This window comes from Kitasatospora sp. NPDC101183 (assembly GCF_044767945.1).
Classification (GTDB): Bacteria; Actinomycetota; Actinomycetes; order Streptomycetales; family Streptomycetaceae; genus Kitasatospora.
In genome coordinates this window covers 31,060-52,430 of record NZ_JBIWOW010000007.1, presented here as the reverse complement: position 1 = coordinate 52,430, position 21,371 = coordinate 31,060, and the positions used below count along the sequence as shown (strand labels likewise).

Below are 21,371 nucleotides of genomic sequence, written 5' to 3'. Positions count from 1 at the left end.
TGTTTCGTCGCGGCTCGGTGGTCCCTGGTCCATTCTGCGTGACCCGGGCCCGCCGCGGTACCGGCCGCGCCGCTCGTCCGGGCCTGCCGGGCCCCCGGCGCCCGACGGGGCGGACCTTGGGCAGGCTACCCGCCGGTCGGCGCCCCGGCACAGTCCGGGGCGTACGCGGGCGCCGAGGCAGCCGCGCCGAGGGCTCCCCGATCCCGCGTCACCGCGGTGAATCTGGGGCAGGATGGGCTTGTGGCGGACGTGAACCCGTCGCAGCACGCACTGCGAGCCTCGCAGGCCGGCGGCCCCGACGAGGCGCAAGCCGTGCCGCGACCGCAGGGCCCGGTCCTCGCAGCGGGAGAACCGCAGCAGGAGGACGGTTCCGCGACGCCCGGCGCCCCCGTGGACCTCACCAAGCACGCGGATTCACCGAGCGACGGACCCGACGGCGAACCCGAGGACTTCGACGGCGACGCGGTCTTCGACGGCTTCGAGGACGACGAGGACGACGAGGACGAGGACTTCGAGGACTTCGAGGACGACGAACCCCACCGCCACTTCCTGCTCCGCACCGCCTCCGCCGCCGGCGCCCGCACCGGCAAGGTGGTGCACGGCACCGGCCGCCGCATCCGCCGCGCCACCTCCGCCGAGGGCGCGGGCGAGTCCGGCCTCGCCAAGCTGATCGAGCTGCACGCGCTGAACTCCTTCGGCGACATGCTGATCACCATCGCCCTGGCCTCGACGATCTTCTTCTCCGTCCCCACCGGCGAGGCCCGCGGCCGGGTCGCCCTCTACCTGCTGATCACCATGGCCCCCTTCGCCCTGCTCGCCCCGGTGATCGGCCCCCTGCTGGACCGCCTCCCCCACGGCCGCCGCGCCGCGATGGCGATGTCGATGCTCGCCCGGGCCGTGCTGGCCTGGACGATGGCCGGGGTGATCTCCGGCGGCGGCCTGGCCCTGTACCCGGAGGCGCTGGGCGTGCTGGTGGCGTCCAAGGCGTACGGGGTGGTGCGCAGCGTGGTGGTGCCCCGGCTGCGGCCGAGCGGGCTGTCCCTGGTGAAGGCCAACTCCCGGGTGACCCTGGCCGGGCTGCTGGCCACGGGCGTGGCGGCCGGGGTCGGCGGGCTGCTGCACCTGATCGGGCCGGGCTGGCCGCTGCGCGGCGCCTTCCTGGTGTTCGTGATCGGCACCCTGATGGCCTTCCACCTGCCGCACGAGGTCGACTCGGCCAAGGGCGAGCAGCGGGCCGTCCTGCACGCCGAGGTGCACGGCGAGGGCCCGCACCTGATCCCGCACCGCTCCGAGCCGGTGAAGGCCTCCCTGCGCGCGGTCGGCCCCTCGGTGGTGCTGGCGCTGCGGGCGATGTCGGCGATGAAGTGGCTGGTCGGCTTCCTGGTGATGTTCCTGGCGTTCCTGCTGCGCACCGATCCGATCGGCGGGCTGCAGCCCACGCTGGCCCTGGGCCTGGTGGCGCTGGCGGCGGGGACGGGCAACGCGCTGGGCTCGGTGCTGGGCGCCTGGCTGCGCACCCGGGGCCCGGAGGCGACGGTCACGGTGATGCTGCTCCTGGCGACCTGCGCGACGGCCTCGGCGGCGCTCTGGTACGGCGTGGTGACGGTGGTGCTGGTCGCCGGGATCGCCGGGATGGCGGCCTCGCTGGGCAAGCTGGCGCTGGACGCGCTGATCCAGCGGGACGTCCCGGAGGCCGTGCGCACCTCGGCGTTCGCCCGTTCGGAGACGCTGATGCAGCTGTCCTGGGTCGCGGGAGGCGCGGTGGGCATCCTGCTGCCGCTGAACGGCGTGCTGGGCCTGTCGGTGGCCGCCGGGGTGGTCGCCGTGGTGCTGCTGTGGACGGTCCGTTCGCTGCTGCGCACGGGCCTTCGGCGGCGCTCGACCGCGCCCCGGGTGGCCTGAACCGGGGCGCGGCAACACGCGGTGTCCGACCCCCGCGTAGCGTGATCGGCCGGGCCCGGTAGATTCTGATCCCATGAGCCTCGATTCCCGTGTCCTCGCCGCCCTCGGCGCCGTCGTCGTGGTCGGCGCCGCCACGGTCGGCGTGTCCGTCAACGCTGCGGCCGGCCAGACGGCGAACAGCGACCACCGCGTCACGCTGACGGTCGGCCGCTCGTCCTCGGTCCACAACCCGCTGTGCTTCAACGACGGCAAGCCGCTGTCCCTGGAGCAGCAGCGCCGGTGCACCACCGATGCCAAGAACGCGCTCAAGGACGGCACCCTGCCGAGCTCGGACGTCCGGCTGAGCGACCGCATCGGCATCGGCGTCACCCCCGAGGTCGCCAAGACGGGCTGGGCCTCCTTCAGCAACGGCGGCGCCGAGGGCGCGGGCGGCCAGTTCCCGATCTCGAACTTCGCCAAGAAGGTCACCTTCTCGGGCCTGCTGCCGGCCTCCTCCGTGGTCAACGGCACCGGCCAGACGCTGATCAGCGTCTACGAGGGCGAGAAGGACGGCGAGAACCCGACCGCCATCTGGTACTTCGTGCTGAACACCAAGGAGGACTGACGGTCCCGCGATGACCGTGCAGACCCCTGACGCACCCCGCGAGCAGTCGGGCCCCGAGCGGGCCCGGCTGCTCGTCGTCGTCGCGGTCCCCGCCGAGGCCGAGGCCGTCCTGCGCGGCCTGTGCGGACTGCCCGGCCTTCCCGACGGGGCCGAGGAGCTGCCGCTGCCCGGCGGCGGGCTGCGGCGCTGCTCCGGCGCCCCGGTGGACGTGCTGGCGGCCGGTGTCGGCCCCGCCGCTGCCGCCGCCGGCGCCTCCGCCGCGCTGGCGGCGCGCCCGTACGCCCTGGTGGTCTCGGCGGGCATCGCGGGCGGGTTCGCCCCGCACGCCCCGGTCGGCGCCACCGTGCTGGCGGACGCGATCGTGGCCGCCGACCTCGGCGCGCAGACCGCCGAGGGCTTCTCCGACGTCGCCGAACTGGGCTTCGGCACCGCGCGGCGCACCCCGCCCCCGGCCGTCCTCGCGCTGGCCGCGAAGGCCCTGGACGGCGCCGTCGTGGGCCCGGTGCTGACCGTCTCCACCGTCACCGGCACCGCCGAGCGGGCCGCCGCCCTGGCCGCCCTGCACCCGGGGGCCGCCGCCGAGGCGATGGAGGGCTTCGGTGTGGCCGAGGCCGCCGCCCGGCACGGCCTGCCCGCCCTGGAGCTGCGGACGGTCTCCAACCCCGTGGGCCCGCGCGACCGGGCCGCCTGGCGCATCGGCGAGGCGCTGGCCGCCCTGGAGCGGGCCTTCGCCGCGCTGCCCATCCCCGCACTCATCGCACTCATCGAGGAGGCCGGCCGTGGCTGAACGGCTGAGCATCGCGTACTCGCCCTGCCCCAACGACACCTTCGTGTTCCACGCCTGGGCCCACGGCCTGGTGCCCGGCGCGGACGCCCCCGAGGTGACCTTCGCCGACATCGACGTCACCAACGGCCTGGCCGAGCGCGGCGAGCTGGACGTCCTCAAGATCAGCTACGGGGCGCTGCCCTGGGTCCTGGACGAGTACGTGCTGCTGCCCTGCGGCGGCGCGCTGGGGCGCGGCTGCGGCCCGCTGGTGCTGACCCGCCCGGGCACGGAGCGTCCGGAGGACCTCGCGGGCAAGGTGGTGGCGGTGCCCTCCGAGCGCTCCACCGCGTACCTGCTGTTCCGGCTGTGGGCCGCGAAGGCCGTGCCGGGGGGCTTCGGCGAGATCGTCGTCCTGCCGTTCCACGAGATCATGCCCGCCGTCCGCGACGGCCGGGTGGACGCCGGGCTCGTCATCCACGAGGCGCGGTTCACGTACGGGCGGTACGGGCTGCACGGCCTGGCCGACATGGGCGAGGCCTGGGAGCGGGACACGGGCCTGCCGATCCCGCTGGGCGCGATCGTCGCCCGGCGCTCGCTGGGCGCGGAGCGGCTGCGCGCGCTGGCCGGGGCCGTGCGCGCCTCCGTCCGGCAGGCCTGGGAGGACCCGTCGGCCAGCCGGGAGTACGTACTGGCGCACGCCCAGGAGATGGACCCGGACGTGGCCGACCAGCACATCGGGCTGTACGTCACGGAGTTCACCGAGGACCTGGGCGAGGAGGGCTACGGAGCCGTGCGCGCCCTGCTCACCCGGGCCGCCGACGAGGGGCTGGTCCCCCCGCTCGGCCCGGGTGCGCTGGCGTTCGTCTAGGCCTCCTCCGGATCAGACGTCGAACTGGTCGGCCACCGCGCGCAGCAGGCCGGCCAGCTTCTGGCCCGTCGCCTTCGCCGGGTAGCGCCCGTGCTGGAGGCCGGGCAGGACGGCGTCCAGCGTGGTGATGAGGTCCTGGACGATCGGCGCCATGTCGTCCGCGCTGCGGCGCTGTGCGGCGGCGACGGAGGGCAGGGCCTCCAGCAGCTGCACGCTCATCGCCTGGTCCCCGCGGTGCCCCGCGACCACGCCGAACTCGACGCGCTGACCGGGCTTCAGCGACGTGACTCCGGCGGGCAGCGCCTTGGTGTGGACGAAGACGTCGTCCCCGTCGTCGCGCGACAGGAAGCCGAAGCCCTTCGTCTCGTTGAACCACTTGACCTGGCCGGTGGGCATCTCGAACAGTCCTCGAATGGGTGTGAGGGATTCCCGGCCCTGGCCGGGGATCACTGGGTGGAGGGAAGTGCGGCCGACCTCGGCTCGGCGCCCTCGGGCGCTCACGGCCGGCCCGCCGACGGGAGCAGACTAACGGTCCGTCAAGGCCTCATCCGCGTTCCGCGGGAGTTCGCGGAGGCCCGGGGCCCGCTCGGGGCGGTACGGACACGCGGATCTCTCGGGTGCGGGCGCCCCGGTACCGGTACGGCCGGGGCGCGGCTCAGCGATGTCCATCGGCTCACACCCCCGGGTCTGAGGACAGGGGGCACATCGGTTGCGGCCCCTCGGCACCCCGTGCATACCCCCGCCCAGCAGGGATCAAAACGCATCGCTGCCGGGAAACTGCGCAACGTGACCGACCCGCTCCGGTGGGCTCCGGGGCCCGGCGCTCTGCCAGACTGGGGGCACCCCCTGAGGCCCTTTCCGAGGAGCGAGCAGTCGTGAGCAGCCAGAGCGCCGATCCCGGCGACGCGTACGTCAAGGCCGGGACGATCGTGTTCGGGCTGGGCGCGCTCGCCACCCTGGTCACCTTCGTTCCGCTGTTCCTGCACCTGACGCCGCTGCCCAGCGCCGCGTACTGGCTGAGCATGCTGATGCCCGCCGGGTTCCTGGCGGCGCTGGTCGGGCTGCTGCGCAACGCCCGGGCCCAGCGGCGGCGGGTGGAGCCCTAGAGCGATCCGACGTGGCCGGCGAGCCAGGCGGGGAACTCGGTGAGGTCCTTCAGGACCACGTCGGCGCCCGCCTCGCGCAGCTCGTCCGCGCCGTACGGGCCGGTGGCCACCGCGACGGCGAGGGCGTCGGCGTGCCGGGCGCCCACGATGTCGCCGAGGTGGTCGCCGACGTACACGCTCGCGCCGTGCTCGCGCAGGGCGACGCCCTTGGTCTCCGCCCAGAGGTCGCCGGCCACGGCGTCCGCGACGATCCCGGCGTGCTCCAGGTGCAGGCGGGCGTTCGGCTCGTACTTGCCGGTGACGACCGCGACCCGGCCGCCGTGCTCGCGGACGGCCTCGACGGCGGCCAGCGCGCCCGGCAGCGGGACGGTCGGGGCGAAGGCGTGGTCGCGGTACAGCTCGCGGTAGCGGTCGACGGCGCGCCCGGCCTCGTCCGCCGGGAACCAGTTGCGGATCTCGTCCAGCAGCGGCGGGCCGAGCCGCGTCACCACCAGATCGGCGTCGATCGGGGTGCCGGTCTCGGCGGAGAGCGCCAGGTAGGTGGCGCGGATACCCGGCCGGGTGTCCAGCAGCGTCATGTCGAGGTCGAAGCCGACGGTGAACGGGGCGGGTGAGGTCTGGGGCATGCGGCCAGGCTAACCGGGCGGGCGGTCGGGCGGCGAGGGTGTTTCGTCCGGCTGACAGGGCGACCGGACCGGGACACTTCACGCGGATCGGACACCCGAACCGGACATAATCGACACGCCCCCAGACCGCCGGCCGCCCCCGAGGACCGCCGATGCACCGGATCACCCGCCGTACGCTGCTCACCGGCCTCGGCGCGGCCGGGCTCGCCGCCTGCACCCCCGGCCGCCCCTCCTCCCCGGCCGCGCCCGTGGGCGGGCTGGGCACGGCGGGCGCCGACACCCCGCCGCCGGTCACGGTGACCGCCGCCACCGGGCTGGTGCAGGTGCCGGGGGCGCCGCTGCGGGTGGTGGTGCTGGACACCGACGTGCTGGACTCCGCGCTCACCCTCGGCATCACCCCGCTCGGCGCCGCGCTGCCCGCCGGGGACACGGGCTTCCCCGAGTACTGGCCGGCCTCCCGGGTCGCGGGCGTGCGCCTGGTCGGCCCGGCGGGGGCGCCCGACCTGGCCGCCGTCCGGGCGCTGCGGCCGGACCTGATCCTCTCCAACCAGGCCCGCGACGGCGACCGCTACGACCAGCTGCGCGAGCTGGCCCCGACGGTGCTCACCCAGACCACCGGGGCGCCCTGGAAGGCGAACTTCCCGCTGCACGCCCAGGCGCTGGGCCGGGAGGCGGCCGGGGCGGCCTTCGTCGCCGCGTACCAGAAGCACGCGGGCCAGGTCGCGCAGGCGCTGTCGGCGGCGAAGCTGTCGGGCCGCAAGGTCTCCCTGGTGCGGTTCGTCGAGGGCGGCGGGGTGCGGGCGTACGGGAAGCAGAGCTTCCCCGGGATCGTGCTCTCCGACGCGGGGGTGGCGCGGCCGGACGCGCAGAACGTCGACCAGTCCGACGTGGAGGTGCCGCCGGACCAGCTCGGGCGGGTGGACGGGGACCTGCTGCTGTACTCCGTGTACGGGGACCGGGCGCGGGCCGGGGCCGACGCCGTGCAGGCGGGCCCGGGGTGGCAGGCGCTGGGGGCGGTGAAGGCGCACCGGGCGTTCCCGGTGGACGACCAGCTGTGGTTCCAGGGGCTCGGCTACACGGCCGCGAACTTCATGCTGGACGAGCTGCAGCGCTTCCTCGGCGCGTAGGACCCCCTGGCTCGGCGTAGCGGGCCGGGGAGACGCCCACGGCGGCGGTGAAGTCCCTGGTCAGGTGGGCCTGGTCGGCGTACCCGAGCTCGGCGGCGAGCGCCGCGAGGTCCAACCCGCCCGAGGCGGCGGCCCGTTCGGCGGCCTCGTGCAGGCGGGCGCGGCGCAGCACCCACTTCGGGGAGGCGCCGACGTACTCGGCGAACAGGCGCTGGAGGCGGCGCACGGACAGGCCGAGCTCCCGCGCCAGGTCGTCGACCCGGCACAGGTCGGGCGAGGCGGTGATGCGCGCGACCATCGCCGCGACCTCCTCGGCCACCGGGTCGGGCGCGGGCAGCCGGGGGCGCAGGAACGCGTCGAGCAGGGCCGGGTCCGGGTCCGCCCGCAGCTGCTCGTTGAGCCGGTCGGCCTCGGGCCCGAAGTAGTCGGCGGCGGGGACGGACCGGTCGACGAGGCGCCCCACCGGGTGCCCGGCGAAGGGGCGGAAGGCGCCGGGGCGGAACCGTGCTCCCAAGGCGTGGCCGACGCCCTCCAGGCGCCGGGTGAACACCGTGCGGTCCACCCCGTACAGGCGGGCGCGCAGGGGCTCGAAGACCAGGTGGACGTTGGGGTGGCAGAGCACCCGCTGCTCGTACGGGTCGTGGCCGGTCACGTTCCAGCGCACCAGCCAGTAGAACTCGACGAACCGGGCGACCTCGGGGTGGGGCGCCGGGCGGTCCAGGGTGATCAGCTCCGCCGCGCGGGCGGGGTGGAGGACGCCGCGGGCGAGGGGTTCCATGACGGCCAGGGTAGGCCGTGTCGCGTTTCTTCAAGACCGGGGCGCGCGGCCCGCGCAGGATCGGGGCATGACCGTTCACCCCCTGCACCCCTTCCTGGCCCGCGCCGCCTCCCTCGCCGCCGGGGCGGCCGCCGCCGTCCCCGCCGACCAGGCGCTGGACGCGCCGACCCCCTGCGCGGACTACGACGCCCGCACGCTGATCAACCACTGGGTGCTGTACACCTCGCACGGCCTGGAGCACCGCGCCCGGCGCGCCGAGCTGCCCGCGGAGCTGACCGCCCGCGACTTCACCGCCGACGCCGACTGGCGCGAGGCGTACGCGGCGCAGCTGGAGCGGGCCGTCGCCGCCTGGGAGGCGCCCGAGGTCTGGGAGGGCGAGGTCGACCTCGGCGGCTCGCCGTTCCCGGCGCTGGGGATCGCCCGGATGCTGATCCTCGAACTGGCCCTGCACGCCTGGGACGTGGCGGCGGCCACCGGCGGCCGCATCGAGGCGGACGCCGAACTCGCCGAGCTGGTGCGGGAGATCGCCGAGGAGTACGCGGAGATGTACCGCCAGTTCGACGGCTTCGCCGGCGAGGTCGACCTGCCCGAGGACGCCTCCGCGTGGGACCGCGCCCTGGCGGCCTCCGGGCGCGACCCCCGCTGGAAGGCCTGACGGCCGGTAGGGTCCCGGTATGCCGTCGAGGATCACAGTGACCAACCGGACCGAGCACCTGCGCTGCCTGTGGGTCGAGCCCTGGGGGACGGACCACTGGATGCGCCCCGGCGAGGAATTCACCGTCGTGGCGGAGCCGGCTCCGGAGGAGTCGCCGTTCGACGTGGTGCTGCACAGGCAGGACGTCACGGTCATGGTCAACGAGGCGTACTCCTCGACCGTCGTCGACCAGGACGGCGCGCCCGTCCCGTGCGGGCACCAGCGGCCGGCCGACCGGTAGCGCCGGGCCGCATCGGACGGGCGCCGCTCAGGAGACGCCGAGGGGTTCCTCCGCCTCCGCCTCGGCGTCCGCCCGGGCCGGGGTGCCGGGCCGCAGGGCGAGGACCAGGACGGCCAGGAGGGCGAAGATGCCGGCCGCGACGAGGCCGGTGGTGTGCAGGCTCGCGGTGAAGGCCGTACGGGCGGTGCGCAGCAGCTCGGCGGCGCGGTCGGCGGGCAGGTGGTCGGCCTCGGCGACGGCGGCGGCCAGGGAGTCGGAGGTGCCGCCCGTGCGGTCGCGGTAGACGACGGCGGCCAGCACGCCGAGCAGGGCGAACCCGAGCGAGCCGCCGAGGTAGTTGCCCGTCTCCGACATGGACGCCACCGAGCCGGCCCGCTCCGGGGCCACCGCGCCCATCACCAGCCCGGTGCCCAGGGCGAACAGCGGCCCGGCGCCCAGCGCCAGGACGGAGACCCCCGCAACCACCAGCGGCTGCGAGCCCGGCCCGTCAACGGCGGCCAGCAGCAGCCCGCCGAGCGCCGACACCGCCAGCCCGCCCGCGATCGCGAGCGGCTGCGGCACCCGGCGGGCGAGCAGCGGCGCCGTCATCGTCCCCGCCGCGACGGCCACGCCCATCGGGGCGAACAGCAGGGCGGAGGCGACCGGCGAGTGGCCGAGCACGTTCTGCAGGTACTGGGTGACCAGCAGGCCCGTCCCGGCCATCGCGACCCCGGCGAGGACGAGGGAGACGAGCACCGCCAGGAACGGGCGGTTGCGCAGCAGGCGAAGGTCCAGCAGCGGTACGTCCAGGCGCAGTTGGCGCCGTACGAAGACGAGGCCGAGCGCCGCGCCGACGACCAGGGCCGCCGCCGGTACGGCCCGTACGCCGTCGGTGCCCGCCACGGCCAGCTGCTTGACGCCGTAGACCATGAGCAGCATCGCCGCCATGGAGAGCCCGACGCTGACGAGGTCCAGCCGGCCGGAGCGCTCGCCCCGGAACTCCGGCAGCAGGAAGGGCCCGGCGAGCAGCACCACCGCCATCGGCGGGACGGCGGCCAGGAAGACCGAGCCCCACCAGAAGTGCTGGAGCAGGAACCCGGCCAGGACGGGCCCGAGCGCGCCGCCCGCGAACTGGCAGGAGGCCCAGAGCGCGATGGCCCGGCCGCGCTCGCGGTCCTCGCGGAAGAGGTTGGTGATCAGGGCGAGGGTGGACGGCGCGAGACAGGCCCCGGCGACGCCGAGCAGGGCGCGGACGACGATCAGCATCAGCGGGCCGGTGGTGAAGGCGGCCGCGACGGACAGGGCCGCGAAGGCCGCCGCGCCGGTGAGCAGCAGCCGGCGGCGGCCGAGGCGGTCGCCGAGCGTGCCCATGGTGATGACCAGGCCGGCGACCGTGAACCCGTAGCCGTCGCTGATCCAGAGCTGCTGGACGTTGCTCGCGCCCAGATCGGCGCTGAGGCGGGGCAGGGCGAGGAGCAGGGCCGTGGTGTCCAGCGCGACGATCAGGGTGGGCAGCATGAGGACGGCCAGTCCCAGCCGTGCCCGGGTGCTTGTCATCTCGGGGGCTCCGTGTTCGTTCTCCGTGTGACGGGTCGGGGGTGGGTCGGAGCGGCGCCGCAGATCTTGACGTCCGGGGCCCGGAGAATCCGAGCGGAGTTTCTCCCGGATTTCTTCGGCGGGGACGTCAAGACGGCCGCCCCGGCTCCGACCACCCGGCGAGAGGCCCGCCCGGGCCGGTGAACGCGAGGAGACGCGAGATGAAGTTCGTCATCAGCATGATCATGAACCCGGCCGTGCTGGACGCCCTGACGGAGGAGGAGAAGGGTGCGCTCGGCGCCGGGCACGGCAGGTTCATCGAGGAGATCAAGGAGTCCGGCGAGCTGATCACCACCCTGGCGCTGGTCGACCCGTCGCAGGCCGCCGTGGTGACCGTCCGCGAGGGCCGCCAGGTCGTCACCGACGGGCCGTACCTGGAGGCCAAGGAGTTCCTCGGCGGCTTCTACCTGATCGACGTCGAGAACCGGGAGCGGGCCGTCGAGCTGGCCTCGCACATCCCGGACGTCGCGATCGAGGGCCTCGGTGTCGAGGTGCGCCAGGTGATGTTCTCCGACGGACACTTGGAGGCGTGACAGCTCCCGACCACGAGGGCCTGCTGCGCGAACTCGCGCCGCAGGTCCTCGGCACGCTGGTACGCCGCTACGGGCAGTTCGAGGGCTGCGAGGACGCCGTGCAGGAGGCCGTCCTCGCCGCCGCCGTGCAGTGGCCCGGGGAGGGCGTGCCCGGCAACCCCCGCGGCTGGCTGGTGACCGTCGCCTCCCGCCGGTACGTCGACCAGCTGCGCAGCGACCACGCGCGCCGCGAGCGGGAGGCGGCGACGGCGGCCGCCGAGGTGGTGCCCGAGGAGGTGCCGGACCGGGACGACACCCTGCTCCTGCTCTTCCTCTGCTGCCACCCGACGCTGACCGCCGCCTCCCAGACGGCGCTGACCCTGCGGGCCGTCGGCGGCCTCACCACGGCCGAGATCGCCCGGGCGTTCCTGGTCCCCGAGGCGACGATGGCGGCCCGGATCAGCCGCGCCAAGCAGCGCATCCGGGCCGCCGGCAGCACCTTCGCCCCGCCGGAGGGGGCGGAGCGGGAGGAGCGGCTGCGGGTCGTCCTCCAGGTGCTGTACCTGATCTTCAACGAGGGCTACACGGCCTCCTCCGGCGCGCTGCTGCACCGCCCCGACCTGGCGCGCGAGGCGATCCGGCTCACCCGGGCCGTCCACGAGCAGCTGCCCGGGGACGGCGAGGTGGGCGGGCTGCTCGCGCTGATGCTGCTCACCCACTCCCGCCGGGAGGCCCGGACGACGGCGGGCGGGGGCCTCGTCCCGCTGGACGAGCAGGACCGCACGCGCTGGGACCGGGCGATGGTCGAGGAGGGGATGGCGCTGGTCAAGGCCTCGCTGGCGGGGCCCGAGCTGGGCCCGTACCTGCTCCAGGCCGCCATCGCCGCCACCCACGCCGTCGCCCCGACGGCCGCCGCCACCGACTGGCGGCAGGTGCACGCGCTGTACCTCGTCCTCGAACGCCTGGCGCCCAACCCGATGGTGACGCTCAACCGCGCCGTCGCCCTCGCCGAGGTGGAGGGCCCGGCGGCCGGCCTGGCGCTGCTCGCCGCCCTTGACGCCGACGCGCGGATGGCCGGGCACCACCGGCTGCTGTCGGTGCGGGCGCACCTGCTGGAGAAGGCGGGCGACCCGGCCGGGGCGTACGAGCACTACCGCCGCGCCGCCCGGGCCACGGACAGCATCGCGGAGCGGCGGTTCCTGGACGGCCGGGCGGCGCGGCTGCGGTCAACCGGCTGACCGGCTAACCGGCTAGCGCCGTACGGAGCTTGGCGCGCAGGAGGCGGACGGCCGGGGAGCTCTGGTCGCGGCGGGCGACCAGGCCGAGGCGGGCGTGGACGGCGGCGTCGGCGAGCGGGAGCGCGCGCAGGCCCTCGCCCTGGGCGGAGGAGGCACTGAGGACGGCGACGCCCGCGCCGCGCTCGGCGAGGCGGAGCAGGGCGGCCGGGGAGCTGGCGTCGAGGTCCACGCGCGGGTCGAGGCCGAGGCGGGCGCAGGAGCGCTCGTAGGCGGCGCGGATGCCGGTGCCCTGGGAGAGGCAGAGGACCTTCTCGCCGCGCAGGTCGGCGAGGCGGGCCTCGCGGCGGCGGTCGAGCCGGTGACCGGCGGGGACGACGGCGGCGATCGGCTCGTCCACGACGACGGTGGTCTCCAGGCCGGGGGCGGTCTCGCCCGCGTAGCCGATCAGGGCGAGGTCGAGGGCGCCGGCGAGGACCTGGGCCTGGAGCTGGTCGGAGTGGTCCTCGTGCAGGCTCAGCTCCACGCCGGGGTGGGTGCGGCCGAGGTCGGCGACCGCGTCGAGGAACGGCGGGATCGAGCACCCGGTGATCATCCCGAGCCGCACCCGGCCCCGTACGGCGTCCGCGAACTCGGCGGCGGTGTGCCGGATGGCGTCCAGCGTCGCGAGGGCGTTCTTGGCGAGCGGCAGCACGGCCTCCCCGGCGGGGGTGAGGCGGACGTGGCGGCTGGAGCGGTCGAGCAGCTTCTGGCCCAACTCCGTCTCCAGCTTGGCGACCTGGGTGCTGATGCCGGACTGGCTCACGTGCAGCCGGGTGGCGGCGGCGGTGAAGGTGCCCTCGTCGACGACGGCGGTGAAGTAGCGCAGCTGGTGCATCTCCATAACTGGAGATGATAGCTGCCATGCCATCCATCTGTTGGACGAATGATCCCGTCGGGCGAAGAATGGAACCATGACGACGACGAAGAGCGCACGCGAGCTGGCCGAGACCTACTTCACCGCCTGGGAGACCGGCGACTTCGACACCCTCCGGGGCCTCCTCGCCGACGACGTCGACTTCGTCGGCGCCCTCGGCACCGCCTCCGGCATCGAGGAGGCCCTGGGCGGCCTGCGCGGCCTCGGCCAGGTGCTGGAGAAGATCGACGTGAAGGCCCGCGTCGCCGAGGGCGACGAGGTCATCACCTGGTTCGAACTCCGCACCACCGTCGCCGACCCGGCCCCGACCGCCAACTGGATGCACGTGGAGAACGGCAGGATCGCCCGCATCCGCGTCACCTTCGACCCGCGCGGCCTCATCGCCGGCTTCGAGAAGCGCCAGGGCTGAGATTCGTCGAGGACCGCCGCTCCCGACGCCTCCGACCCCCTCCGACCCCCTCCGACCGCCTCTGGCCACCGAAAATGTCGGAGGCGGCGGGGGCGGCCCTCGTTAGGATGCGACCACCCGTAGTGGAACACCGCTCCGCGCGGCCGCCCGTCAGCCGGCACCGGTCGGCGGCGCAGGACGGCCCGCGGACTGAGGAATTGGAGCATCCGCGGATGGCTCGGCACCTGATCACCAGCGCCCTTCCGTACATCAACGGGATCAAGCACCTGGGCAACATGGTCGGGTCGATGCTCCCGGCGGACGTCTACTCCCGCTACATGCGCCAACGCGGCCACGAGGTGCTGTTCATCTGCGCCACCGACGAGCACGGCACCCCCGCCGAGCTGGCCGCGCAGGAGGCCGGGCTGCCGGTCGCGGAGTTCTGCGCCCAGGCGCACGACCGGCAGAAGGCGATCTACGACGGCTTCCGCCTGTCCTTCGACCACTTCGGCCGCAGCTCCTCCCCGCAGAACCGGGAGATCACCCAGGAGATCGCCCGCGAACTGCAGCGCAACGGCTTCATCGAGGAACGCGCGATCCGCCAGGTGTACTCCAACGCGGACGGCCGCTTCCTCCCCGACCGGTACATCGTCGGCACCTGCCCGCACTGCGGCTACGACAAGGCGCGCGGCGACCAGTGCGAGAACTGCACCCGCGTCCTCGACCCGACGGACCTGCTGGAGCCGCGCTCCGCGATCAGCGGCAGCTCCGACCTCGAAGTCCGGGAGACCAGGCACCTGTTCCTGCTCCAGTCGAAGCTGACGGAGGACGTCGAGGCCTGGGTCGCCGCGCACGGCGACGACTGGCCGGTGCTCGCCTCCTCCATCGCCCGCAAGTGGCTCACCGAGGGCCTCCACGACCGCGCGATCACCCGCGACCTGGAGTGGGGCGTGCCCGTACCCGCCGACGTGTGGCCGGAGTTGGCCGCCGAGGGCAAGGTGTTCTACGTCTGGTTCGACGCCCCGATCGAGTACATCGGCGCCACCAAGGAGTGGTCGGACGCGGCCCCGGCGGGCGAGGTCCGCGACTGGAGGTCGTGGTGGTACGAGGCCGACGACACCGTCCGGTACACGGAGTTCATGGGCAAGGACAACGTCCCGTTCCACACGGTGATGTTCCCGGCGACGATCCTCGGCTCGCGGCAGCCGTGGAAGAAGGTCGACTACGTCAAGGCCTTCAACTGGCTGACGTACTACGGCGGGAAGTTCTCCACCAGCCAGAAGCGCGGCATCTTCAGCGACGTCGCCCTGGAGCTGCTGCCCTCGGACTACTGGCGCTACTTCATGATGGCGCACGCGCCCGAGTCGGACGACTCCAGCTTCACCTGGGACCTCTTCGCCTCGGTCGTCAACAAGGACCTCGCCGACACCCTCGGCAACTTCGTCAACCGCGTACTCACGTTCACCCGTAAGCGTTTCGGCGAGACCGTCCCGGCGGGACTGGAGGCCGGCGAGGCCGAGCAGCGCCTCGGCGAGCAGGTCGCGGAGCTGCTCGCCGAGTACGAGGCGCAGTTGGACGCGCTCAACTTCCGCAAGGCCGCCCAGGCCCTGCGCGCCCTGTGGAGCGCGGGCAACGCGTACCTGGACGAGAAGGCCCCCTGGCTCCAGATCAAGACCGACCCCGAGGCGGCGGCGCTGACGCTGCGCACGGCGATGAACCTGATCCACCTGTACGCCGTCGTCTCCGAACCCTTCATCCCCGACGCCGCCCGCTCCATGCGCACCGCCTTCGCCCTGTCGGAGGACGCGGTCACCTGGGTCACGCCCGACCGGGCCCGCACCCTCGACTCCGTCCCGGCGGGGACGGGGTTCGCCGTTCCCCCGGTCCTGTTCGCCAAGATCACCGACGAGGACCTCGCAGCCTGGTCCACCCGCTTCGGCGGCGGCGAGTAACGGCGAGCGGAGGGGGCGTGACCGCACACTGCGATCACGCCCCCTCCCCTGTCGTACGCGGCCCCGGGCGTCGTCACAGGTGGTGGCCAGGCTCGCGCTCTAGGCCGACTCTGCCATCGCAGCCCCAGTCGTACGCCGCCCGGCCGGTTCGGCCGGGCGGCGGGGCTACGGCGAGGGTGGGCGCCCGCCGGTAGGCGGGCGGGGGGTGGATGGTGGGGAACGGCGGAGGGCCTGCGCGCGGCGGGATTGGGCGCGGGTTTCACCTGCGCAGGGCTGCGGGCATCCCCCCGGGGAGGGAGGGGGTCGTTCGTGGTGGGGAGGGCAGGGCGGTGGGCCCGGCCGTAGGTTCGAGGTGGCCGGGATGGCCCCGTACTGAGCGCGGGGCCCCCGGCCGCGCTCACCGCCGGGCGTGGCGGACGGTGAGGCGGCCGAAGCCCATGACGCCCGAGATGCGGATCGTCGGCCCGGTCCGCTCGGTGCGCCTGGGCAGCCGGTAACGGGTGTCCTTCCACTGCGTCACGAGCCCGTCGAGTTCGACGATCGCCCCCGCCGGGACGGTGATCTTGGCCCGCCCGGTGCCGACCTGGAGCTCGATGTCGATGACCGGGTCCTCGATGATCGCCCGGGAGAGGTCGAGGTTCACCCGCCCCATCGCGGACGCGACGGTGAGGTGCCGCGGCACCCGCCAGACCCCGCCCCGCTTGATCCGGCCGCTGGCCGCCCCGATGGTGGCCTGGGTCGCCGGCGCCTCCGCCGGGAGCGTGGCCAGGACGGTGTCCAACTCGCCCCGCCCCCGGGCGGCGAGGACGAGGTCGAGCCGCTCGTCCATCTCCTCGGGCGTGAGGTGCCCGTCGGCGAAGGCCGCCTGTACGCGTTGGACGGCCGAGTCGCGGTCGGCCTGGCTGGCGATGGGCTGCGGGTCTCCCGCCGAGATGGTCACCGGTTCACTGTAAGTCCCGTTCCCCGCCCGCGCGGTAGCGCCCCGGGGTGGTGCCGACGAGGTAGGTGAAGGCGGCGATGAAGCCGCTCGGGTTGGCCCAGCCGCAGGCGTGCGCGATGTGGGTGGTGTCGTGTCCCTCCGCGAGGAGGACGAGGGCGTGGTGGACACGGAGTTGGGTGCGCCACTCGTAGAAGGTCATGCCCAGTTCCTCGCGGAAGAGCCGGCTGAGCGTGCGGGTGCTCGCACCGGCCTCCCGGCCGAGGTTCTCCAGGGTGGAGTTGTCCCCCGGCGTCTCGCGCAACTGCCGTGCCACGGAGCGGAGTCGGTCGTCCTTCGGTTCGGGCAGGTGGAGCGGCTGCTCGTTGGGTTCGCGCAGCTCCTCGACGAGGACGCGGAGGAGGCGCGAACGCGCCCCTTTGCTGTAACGCTCCCCGCCGGGACGGTAGTTGCGCGGCCCGGTCAGCGCGAGGAGCACCTCCCGGGCGAGGCCGGAGGCGAGGAAGACGGCAGGGCGGTCCGGGAGGAGCCGGGCGAGGGAGGGCGCGAGGAAGACGATCCTGATGTCCGTGGCCCCGTGGGCGCGGTGGGTGTGCTCGACCCCGGCCGGGGTCCAGGAGACCCGGTTGGCGGGGACAATCGAGTTGCCGTGCACGGAGGCGATCGAGAGCACGCCCTTGGCGGCGTACACCAAGTGCCCACGGTCGTGCGCCACTTCGTTGCTCGTCTCCCCGGACGGCCAGAGGTGGCGCCCGCCGGACGGGAAGAGGTAGGAGGTGACGGTGGCGCTGGGGTGAGGTTGGCGGCGATTGGGCATCGGTTGGCAGCCTATCGGTAGCACGCCACGGCGTGGCCTGGCGAGAATCTTCTCCGTACCCGGACCGAACTGCTCGGTGCGGGTGGAGAGATGGGGGTGCGGTCATGACGACGTTCGTTCTGGTACCGGGCGGTTGGCACGGCGGTTGGGTGTACGACCCGGTGGTCCCGCTGCTGGAGCGCGCCGGTCACACCGTCCACGCGTTGACGCTGACCGGCCTGCGCCCGGAGGACGACGTGGCGACGGTCGCGACCGCCGACCTGGACACCCACGCGGACGACGTACTGGGGCTGTTGGACCGCGAGGGCCTCGACGACGTGACGCTGGTGGGGCACAGCTACGGGGGGATGGTGATCACGGCGGCGGCCGATCGCGCGGACGGCCGGGTCTCACGACTGGTGCACCTCGACGCGTACGTGCCGAGGGACGGGGAGTCGTGCTGGACGGCAACGAACGACCTGTTCCGCGGGGTGTTCACCGCCCGTGCGGCGAAGCTCGGTTACGCCGTCCTGCCGACGGAGCGGGCTGATGGTGATCCGCGTCGCCGGCCGCATCCGGTGGCGGCTTTCTTGCAGGCGATCCGGCTGACGGGGGAGGTGGAGAAGGTCCCGCGCAGGGACTTCATCTACTGCTCGGGGTGGGAGGCGAGTACGTGCTTCCGGGAGACCCGTGCCCGGGTCGCGGCCGACCCGGGGTGGCGGGTGCACGATCTGCCGACGGGGCACAACGCGATGCAGGAGGCCCCGGAGGCGGTGGCGGCGGTGCTACTGGAGGAGTGCTTCTAGGTGTCCTCGTCGGGCGGGGTGGCGCGGAGGGCGGTGACGACGCCCAGGGCGACGGTCGCGAAGGCGAGGGTGAGGAGGACGGCGAAGGCCGCGGTGATCAGGAATCGCACGGGGGCTCGCGATCGGCGTCGAGGAGGAGGGTGAGGAGGTTGACGAGGGTGGAGAGGGGGGCGGTGTTGAAGCAGACGAGGACCTGGCCGTCCAGGGTCTGGTCGGTGGTGGTGGAGGGCCAGACCAGGCCGAACTTGGCACCGCGCTCGTGGAGTTCGGCGAGGAGGGAGCGGACGTGGTCGTGGGTGAAGGAGCGGAGGCGGGGGTCGCTGGGCTTCATGGGGTAGCGGCGGCGGGTCATCAGGCCGCGTCCAGCTCGAACCAGATGCTTTTCCCGTGCTCCTGGGGGTCGACGCCCCAGCGGTGGGTGAGGCCCTCGACGAGCTGGAGGCCGCGCCCGGACTCGGAGAGGAGTTCGGGGGTCTGGGCGGTCGGAACGGTGGGGCTCTCGTCGGAGACGGAGACGCGGAGGATGTGGTCGATCGAGAGGATCTGGACGACCGGGGCGGGGGTCTCGCCGTGCCGCCAGGCGTTCACGAGCAGCTCACAGAGCGCGAGTTGGGCGTCGAAGATGGCCGAGGGGGGCCAGCCGAGGCGGGACATCGCGTCGTGGAGGGACTGGCGGGCGAGGGTGAGGCAGGGCGTGTTGAGGTGACGCATGGGAGTACTCCCGGGCGTGGGGTGGGGTGAAAGTCCGGCGGACGTACGTCGCCGTGAACCAGGCCGTGCCGGAAGGAGGCATGGCTGCTCTGCGGCTCCTGGAACAGGAGTTACTGACGATCCGTCGGATCGATGTGAGATCGACCATAGCGCAGCATGTGGCAAATTTGAGACCGTCGCGCGGAAGTTCCCCCAATCGTGGCCACCACCGCCCCTGAGCCCTGCGGCAGACTGGTCTCAGCAGACCCAGAAAGGACGCCATGGCCCTTCGATCGAACCCGACGCTGCGCCAACGACGGGTCGGGACCGAGCTGCGAAGGATTCGAGAGCAGGCCGGTCTCGGAGGAAGCCAGCTCGCGCGCGAACTGGGCATCCAACCAGCCCAGATCACTCAGATGGAGAGTGGCAAGAGCGGGATCAGCATCGAACGTCTGAGGACTATCGCCGCTGTATGCATGTGCACTAACCAGCCGCTGATCGATGCGCTGGCCAGCATCACCTCAGAACGCGGCAAGGGCTGGTGGGAGGAGTACCGGGACGTCTTGACCGTCGACTTCCTGGAAGTCGCGGAGCTTGAGGGCCACGCTGAGCGAATCACCTTCTGCAACACCGTTTACATGCCTGGCCTGCTGCAGACCAGGGCGTACGCGTCGGCGGTATTCGCTCGCTTGGTCCCCACTCTGCCCGCGCAAGAGATCGAGACCAGGACTGCCTTCCGCCTCAGGAGGCAGGAGGTTGTACGGTCAGGAGAGACTCCTCTGCGCGCCTTCATTCATGAGGCCGCACTGCGCATGCAGTTCGGAGGGCCAATGGTTCTCATCGACCAGCTTGCTTCGCTGCTGGATGACTCCGAGCAACCCGGGATCTCCATTCGAGTAGTGCCGTTCTCCGTCGACACGTTCCCAGGTGCTGGCGAGAATCTGACCTACATCGAGGGGCCCGTCCCCGAACTGGATACGGTCGAGATGGACGTTTCCCAGGGCGCACTGTTCTTCGACTCACCGGCGAACCTGGCCAAGCACCGGACCATCTTCGCCAACCTGGACGCCAACGCGCTGTCCGAGGAGCGGTCCCGCGACTTCATCCGATCCATCATGAAGGAAATGAAAGCCATCCATGCCTAGCTCCAACTGGCAGAAGTCCAGCTACAGCGCGTCAAGCAACGAGTGTGTTGAGATCCGCTCAATGCACAGCCTCGTCGAACTCCGCGAGTCCGACGAGGCCCACCTCACCCTCCGCACTTCTCCAACTGCGCTCGCCGCACTCCTCCACGGCGCCAAGACCGGCGAATTCAACCACCACGCTTAGCAGCCTGGCCCCTCGCGCCGCTCGCGCGAGGGGCCCGGACCAGCTCAGGCCTGGTGCGCGGCGAGGACGAAGGCGAGCGGGCGGCACCGGCCGTCCGCGGCGAGGTGGATCTTCGCACCCTCCATCCCCGTTTTCTGGGGGCGCATGACAAGCGCTCAGCCGCCCCCACCGAGCATCAGCCGCGCGATCAGCTCCTGGCGGCTGCTCACCCCCGTTTTGGCGAACACCGACTTCAGATGGTCCTGCACCGTGTACGGCGCCATCGCGAGCAGCCTGGACACGTCCCGGGTGTCGCTGCCGCGCACCAGCAACAGCGCCACCTCCTGCTCGCGGGCGGTCAGCCCGTACGCGGCCAGGTGAAGCGGTACGACCTCGGCGGGCGAGGCGGAGGAGGCCACCACCGTCACGGCGTCCGCCGTCCCGCCGCCGCGCAGTGCGGAACCGTGCAGCAGGTACCAGCGCTCGTCCCTGGTCCACACCCGCACCGGTGTACGCGGCGTGCTCAGCCCGTGCGCCGCCCGGCGGGCCCGTTCGGCGGCCATCGCCACGGCGGTCGGGACGGTGAGCGAGCTCGGGGTGGGGTCGGCCAGCCGGGCGAGCAGTTCCTCGGCCGGCCCGGACAGGGCCTGCAGCCGGTTCGACCGGTCGAGCACCAGCACCGCCGGCCCGGGATCCACCCCGGGATCCACCCCGGGTTCCGTACCGGTCGGCCGGTGACACGCCCTCAGCGCATGGCCCAGGTGCCGGGCGGCGGCGTCGGCCAGCTCGCGCTGGTGCCCCAGGTACGGGCCCCGGTCCGGGGCGCGCAGGAACGCCGCGCACCCCCACATGCCGCCGGCCGCGTCGAACACTGCCCGCAGCTCGTCCCCGAACCCGGCCGGCGCCACCTGCTCCCGGAACCGCACGCTCTCCCGCAGGCGCCCCCGGGTCGCCCGGCTCAGCGTCTCGGCCTGCACCCCGCTGCGCCGGATCTTCGAAAAGGTCGCCAGATCGTCCGCCCACACCTCCAGCCACACGGCGTGCTCGAACTCGGAGAGGCTGAGGTCCTCGCTCTGCACCGAGTTCACCACTCCGGTCGCCGGATCCGCGGTGTGCCAGCACACCGCGTCGAACCCCAGCGCCGGGCGCAGCAGTTCATCCGCCCGCCGGAAGATCTCCGGTGGCGCCAGCCCCGCCCCGGCGAGCTCCCGCATCCCTTCGAGCACCGACCGCGCTATCGCATCACGAGCCCCGCGTGTTCCCATTCCGGGAAGCTAACATCCCGTCAGCTCTTCTCCGACAGGCCGACGTGTCACTGCCGAGAAGCCTGCGGGGCGATCCGGACGATGCACCGACGATGGCCGTCGCCGAGTTCCTCGCCCCCTCTGTCATCATCAGCCGGGACAGCGTCCTCCACCGATTAGGCTTCGCAACGGCCGCCGCAGCGTGGCTGACCGAGTTCGCGATGCGCCTCCTGGCCGGAGCCGGGCAGTCCATCGCTCGGAGTGCGCCCAGGCCGGCGACCTCGACCATCGCCTCCAACA

At 73.4% G+C, this 21,371-nt stretch carries 25 protein-coding genes; 15 read left to right on the top strand and 10 right to left on the bottom strand.

Features of this window, described 5'->3' with window-relative positions:
• Positions 1 to 549: 549 nt before the first annotated feature.
• From ACIRRS_RS11260 to ACIRRS_RS11245, 4 genes are all read left to right on the top strand, one after another.
• On the top strand, positions 550 to 1,902 hold the full coding sequence (locus ACIRRS_RS11260; RefSeq protein WP_402968788.1) for an MFS transporter: 1,353 nt from the start codon (positions 550 to 552) through the stop codon (positions 1,900 to 1,902).
• 73 nt (positions 1,903 to 1,975) lie between these two features.
• Entirely contained in the window at positions 1,976 to 2,506 is a 531-nt protein-coding gene (locus ACIRRS_RS11255) for a hypothetical protein (RefSeq protein WP_402968125.1), read from the top strand.
• A 10-nt stretch (positions 2,507 to 2,516) separates the two neighbouring features.
• Positions 2,517 to 3,293, top strand: coding sequence for a futalosine hydrolase (locus tag ACIRRS_RS11250; protein ID WP_402968122.1), 777 nt, complete (start codon positions 2,517 to 2,519; stop codon positions 3,291 to 3,293).
• On the top strand, positions 3,286 to 4,140 hold the full coding sequence (locus tag ACIRRS_RS11245; RefSeq protein ID WP_402968119.1) for a 1,4-dihydroxy-6-naphthoate synthase: 855 nt from the start codon (positions 3,286 to 3,288) through the stop codon (positions 4,138 to 4,140). The genes ACIRRS_RS11250 and ACIRRS_RS11245 overlap by 8 nt, the downstream gene beginning before the upstream one ends.
• Before the next feature lie 12 nt (positions 4,141 to 4,152).
• On the opposite strand, the gene ACIRRS_RS11240 is transcribed toward ACIRRS_RS11245, so the two are convergent.
• The gene (locus tag ACIRRS_RS11240) at positions 4,153 to 4,536 is read right to left on the bottom strand and encodes a cold-shock protein (protein WP_402968116.1); all 384 of its coding nucleotides are present in this window, start codon (positions 4,534 to 4,536) and stop codon (positions 4,153 to 4,155) included.
• A gap of 479 nt (positions 4,537 to 5,015) precedes the next feature.
• On the opposite strand from ACIRRS_RS11240, the gene ACIRRS_RS11235 reads away from it, so the two are divergent.
• Entirely contained in the window at positions 5,016 to 5,246 is a 231-nt protein-coding gene (locus ACIRRS_RS11235; RefSeq protein ID WP_402968113.1) for a hypothetical protein, read from the top strand.
• Here the strand turns inward: ACIRRS_RS11235 and ACIRRS_RS11230 are convergent.
• Entirely contained in the window at positions 5,243 to 5,872 is a 630-nt protein-coding gene (locus ACIRRS_RS11230) for an HAD family hydrolase (RefSeq protein ID WP_402968110.1), read from the bottom strand. The two genes, ACIRRS_RS11235 and ACIRRS_RS11230, sit on opposite strands and share 4 nt — an antisense overlap.
• 152 nt (positions 5,873 to 6,024) lie before the next feature.
• Between ACIRRS_RS11230 and ACIRRS_RS11225 the strand changes: the two genes are divergently transcribed.
• Complete coding sequence (locus tag ACIRRS_RS11225; protein ID WP_402968107.1) at positions 6,025 to 6,999, top strand: ABC transporter substrate-binding protein; 975 nt, start codon at positions 6,025 to 6,027, stop codon at positions 6,997 to 6,999.
• Here ACIRRS_RS11225 and ACIRRS_RS11220 read toward each other — a convergent pair.
• Positions 6,962 to 7,777: a DUF6597 domain-containing transcriptional factor gene (locus ACIRRS_RS11220; protein ID WP_402968104.1), complete on the bottom strand. Its 816-nt coding sequence runs from the start codon at positions 7,775 to 7,777 to the stop codon at positions 6,962 to 6,964. The two genes, ACIRRS_RS11225 and ACIRRS_RS11220, sit on opposite strands and share 38 nt — an antisense overlap.
• Positions 7,778 to 7,844: 67 nt before the next feature.
• On the opposite strand from ACIRRS_RS11220, the gene ACIRRS_RS11215 reads away from it, so the two are divergent.
• Both ACIRRS_RS11215 and ACIRRS_RS11210 read left to right on the top strand, forming a co-directional pair.
• Positions 7,845 to 8,432, top strand: a complete 588-nt coding sequence (locus tag ACIRRS_RS11215; protein ID WP_402968101.1) for a TIGR03086 family metal-binding protein — start codon at positions 7,845 to 7,847, stop codon at positions 8,430 to 8,432.
• A 37-nt stretch (positions 8,433 to 8,469) separates the two neighbouring features.
• The gene (locus ACIRRS_RS11210; RefSeq protein ID WP_402968098.1) at positions 8,470 to 8,712 is read left to right on the top strand and encodes a hypothetical protein; all 243 of its coding nucleotides are present in this window, start codon (positions 8,470 to 8,472) and stop codon (positions 8,710 to 8,712) included.
• 27 nt (positions 8,713 to 8,739) lie between these two features.
• Here the strand turns inward: ACIRRS_RS11210 and ACIRRS_RS11205 are convergent, their stop codons facing one another.
• Positions 8,740 to 10,248, bottom strand: coding sequence for an MFS transporter (locus tag ACIRRS_RS11205; RefSeq protein WP_402968095.1), 1,509 nt, complete (start codon positions 10,246 to 10,248; stop codon positions 8,740 to 8,742).
• 200 nt (positions 10,249 to 10,448) lie between these two features.
• On the opposite strand from ACIRRS_RS11205, the gene ACIRRS_RS11200 reads away from it, so the two are divergent.
• Positions 10,449 to 10,820: a YciI family protein gene (locus tag ACIRRS_RS11200; protein ID WP_402968092.1), complete on the top strand. Its 372-nt coding sequence runs from the start codon at positions 10,449 to 10,451 to the stop codon at positions 10,818 to 10,820.
• Positions 10,817 to 12,037, top strand: coding sequence for an RNA polymerase sigma factor (locus tag ACIRRS_RS11195; protein ID WP_402968089.1), 1,221 nt, complete (start codon positions 10,817 to 10,819; stop codon positions 12,035 to 12,037). The genes ACIRRS_RS11200 and ACIRRS_RS11195 overlap by 4 nt, the downstream gene beginning before the upstream one ends.
• A 4-nt stretch (positions 12,038 to 12,041) precedes the next feature.
• Here ACIRRS_RS11195 and ACIRRS_RS11190 read toward each other — a convergent pair whose 3' ends face one another.
• Positions 12,042 to 12,917 (bottom strand): LysR family transcriptional regulator, encoded by an 876-nt coding sequence (locus tag ACIRRS_RS11190; protein WP_402968086.1) that lies wholly within the window; start codon positions 12,915 to 12,917, stop codon positions 12,042 to 12,044.
• Between the two features lie 70 nt (positions 12,918 to 12,987).
• Here ACIRRS_RS11190 and ACIRRS_RS11185 point away from each other — a divergent pair, with 70 nt between their 5' ends.
• Both ACIRRS_RS11185 and metG read left to right on the top strand, forming a co-directional pair.
• The gene (locus ACIRRS_RS11185; RefSeq protein WP_402968084.1) at positions 12,988 to 13,359 is read left to right on the top strand and encodes a nuclear transport factor 2 family protein; all 372 of its coding nucleotides are present in this window, start codon (positions 12,988 to 12,990) and stop codon (positions 13,357 to 13,359) included.
• A gap of 212 nt (positions 13,360 to 13,571) precedes the next feature.
• Positions 13,572 to 15,290 (top strand): methionine--tRNA ligase, encoded by a 1,719-nt coding sequence (metG, locus tag ACIRRS_RS11180; RefSeq protein WP_402968081.1) that lies wholly within the window; start codon positions 13,572 to 13,574, stop codon positions 15,288 to 15,290.
• Positions 15,291 to 15,687: 397 nt separating this feature from the next.
• On the opposite strand, the gene ACIRRS_RS11175 is transcribed toward metG, so the two are convergent.
• Both ACIRRS_RS11175 and ACIRRS_RS11170 read right to left on the bottom strand, forming a co-directional pair.
• Positions 15,688 to 16,230 carry a DUF1707 domain-containing protein gene (locus ACIRRS_RS11175; RefSeq protein WP_402968078.1) on the bottom strand — a complete coding sequence of 181 codons (543 nt, stop codon included), beginning with the start codon at positions 16,228 to 16,230 and terminating at the stop codon, positions 15,688 to 15,690.
• A gap of 4 nt (positions 16,231 to 16,234) precedes the next feature.
• Positions 16,235 to 17,044: an AraC family transcriptional regulator gene (locus ACIRRS_RS11170; protein WP_402968075.1), complete on the bottom strand. Its 810-nt coding sequence runs from the start codon at positions 17,042 to 17,044 to the stop codon at positions 16,235 to 16,237.
• A gap of 104 nt (positions 17,045 to 17,148) precedes the next feature.
• Between ACIRRS_RS11170 and ACIRRS_RS11165 the strand changes: the two genes are divergently transcribed.
• On the top strand, positions 17,149 to 17,829 hold the full coding sequence (locus tag ACIRRS_RS11165; protein ID WP_402968072.1) for an alpha/beta fold hydrolase: 681 nt from the start codon (positions 17,149 to 17,151) through the stop codon (positions 17,827 to 17,829).
• Between the two features lie 97 nt (positions 17,830 to 17,926).
• Here the strand turns inward: ACIRRS_RS11165 and ACIRRS_RS11160 are convergent, their stop codons facing one another.
• Both ACIRRS_RS11160 and ACIRRS_RS11155 read right to left on the bottom strand, forming a co-directional pair.
• On the bottom strand, positions 17,927 to 18,181 hold the full coding sequence (locus ACIRRS_RS11160) for a hypothetical protein (RefSeq protein ID WP_402968069.1): 255 nt from the start codon (positions 18,179 to 18,181) through the stop codon (positions 17,927 to 17,929).
• Positions 18,181 to 18,540: an ATP-binding protein gene (locus ACIRRS_RS11155; protein ID WP_402968066.1), complete on the bottom strand. Its 360-nt coding sequence runs from the start codon at positions 18,538 to 18,540 to the stop codon at positions 18,181 to 18,183. Before ACIRRS_RS11155 ends, ACIRRS_RS11160 begins: the two co-directional genes overlap by 1 nt.
• Positions 18,541 to 18,800: 260 nt before the next feature.
• Here ACIRRS_RS11155 and ACIRRS_RS11150 point away from each other — a divergent pair, with 260 nt between their 5' ends.
• Positions 18,801 to 19,664: a helix-turn-helix domain-containing protein gene (locus tag ACIRRS_RS11150; RefSeq protein WP_402968063.1), complete on the top strand. Its 864-nt coding sequence runs from the start codon at positions 18,801 to 18,803 to the stop codon at positions 19,662 to 19,664.
• Positions 19,657 to 19,848, top strand: a complete 192-nt coding sequence (locus ACIRRS_RS11145) for a DUF397 domain-containing protein (protein WP_402968060.1) — start codon at positions 19,657 to 19,659, stop codon at positions 19,846 to 19,848. Before ACIRRS_RS11150 ends, ACIRRS_RS11145 begins: the two co-directional genes overlap by 8 nt.
• Positions 19,849 to 20,003: 155 nt before the next feature.
• On the opposite strand, the gene ACIRRS_RS11140 is transcribed toward ACIRRS_RS11145, so the two are convergent.
• Positions 20,004 to 21,053 (bottom strand): helix-turn-helix transcriptional regulator, encoded by a 1,050-nt coding sequence (locus ACIRRS_RS11140; RefSeq protein ID WP_402968057.1) that lies wholly within the window; start codon positions 21,051 to 21,053, stop codon positions 20,004 to 20,006.
• Positions 21,054 to 21,371 lie beyond the last annotated feature (318 nt).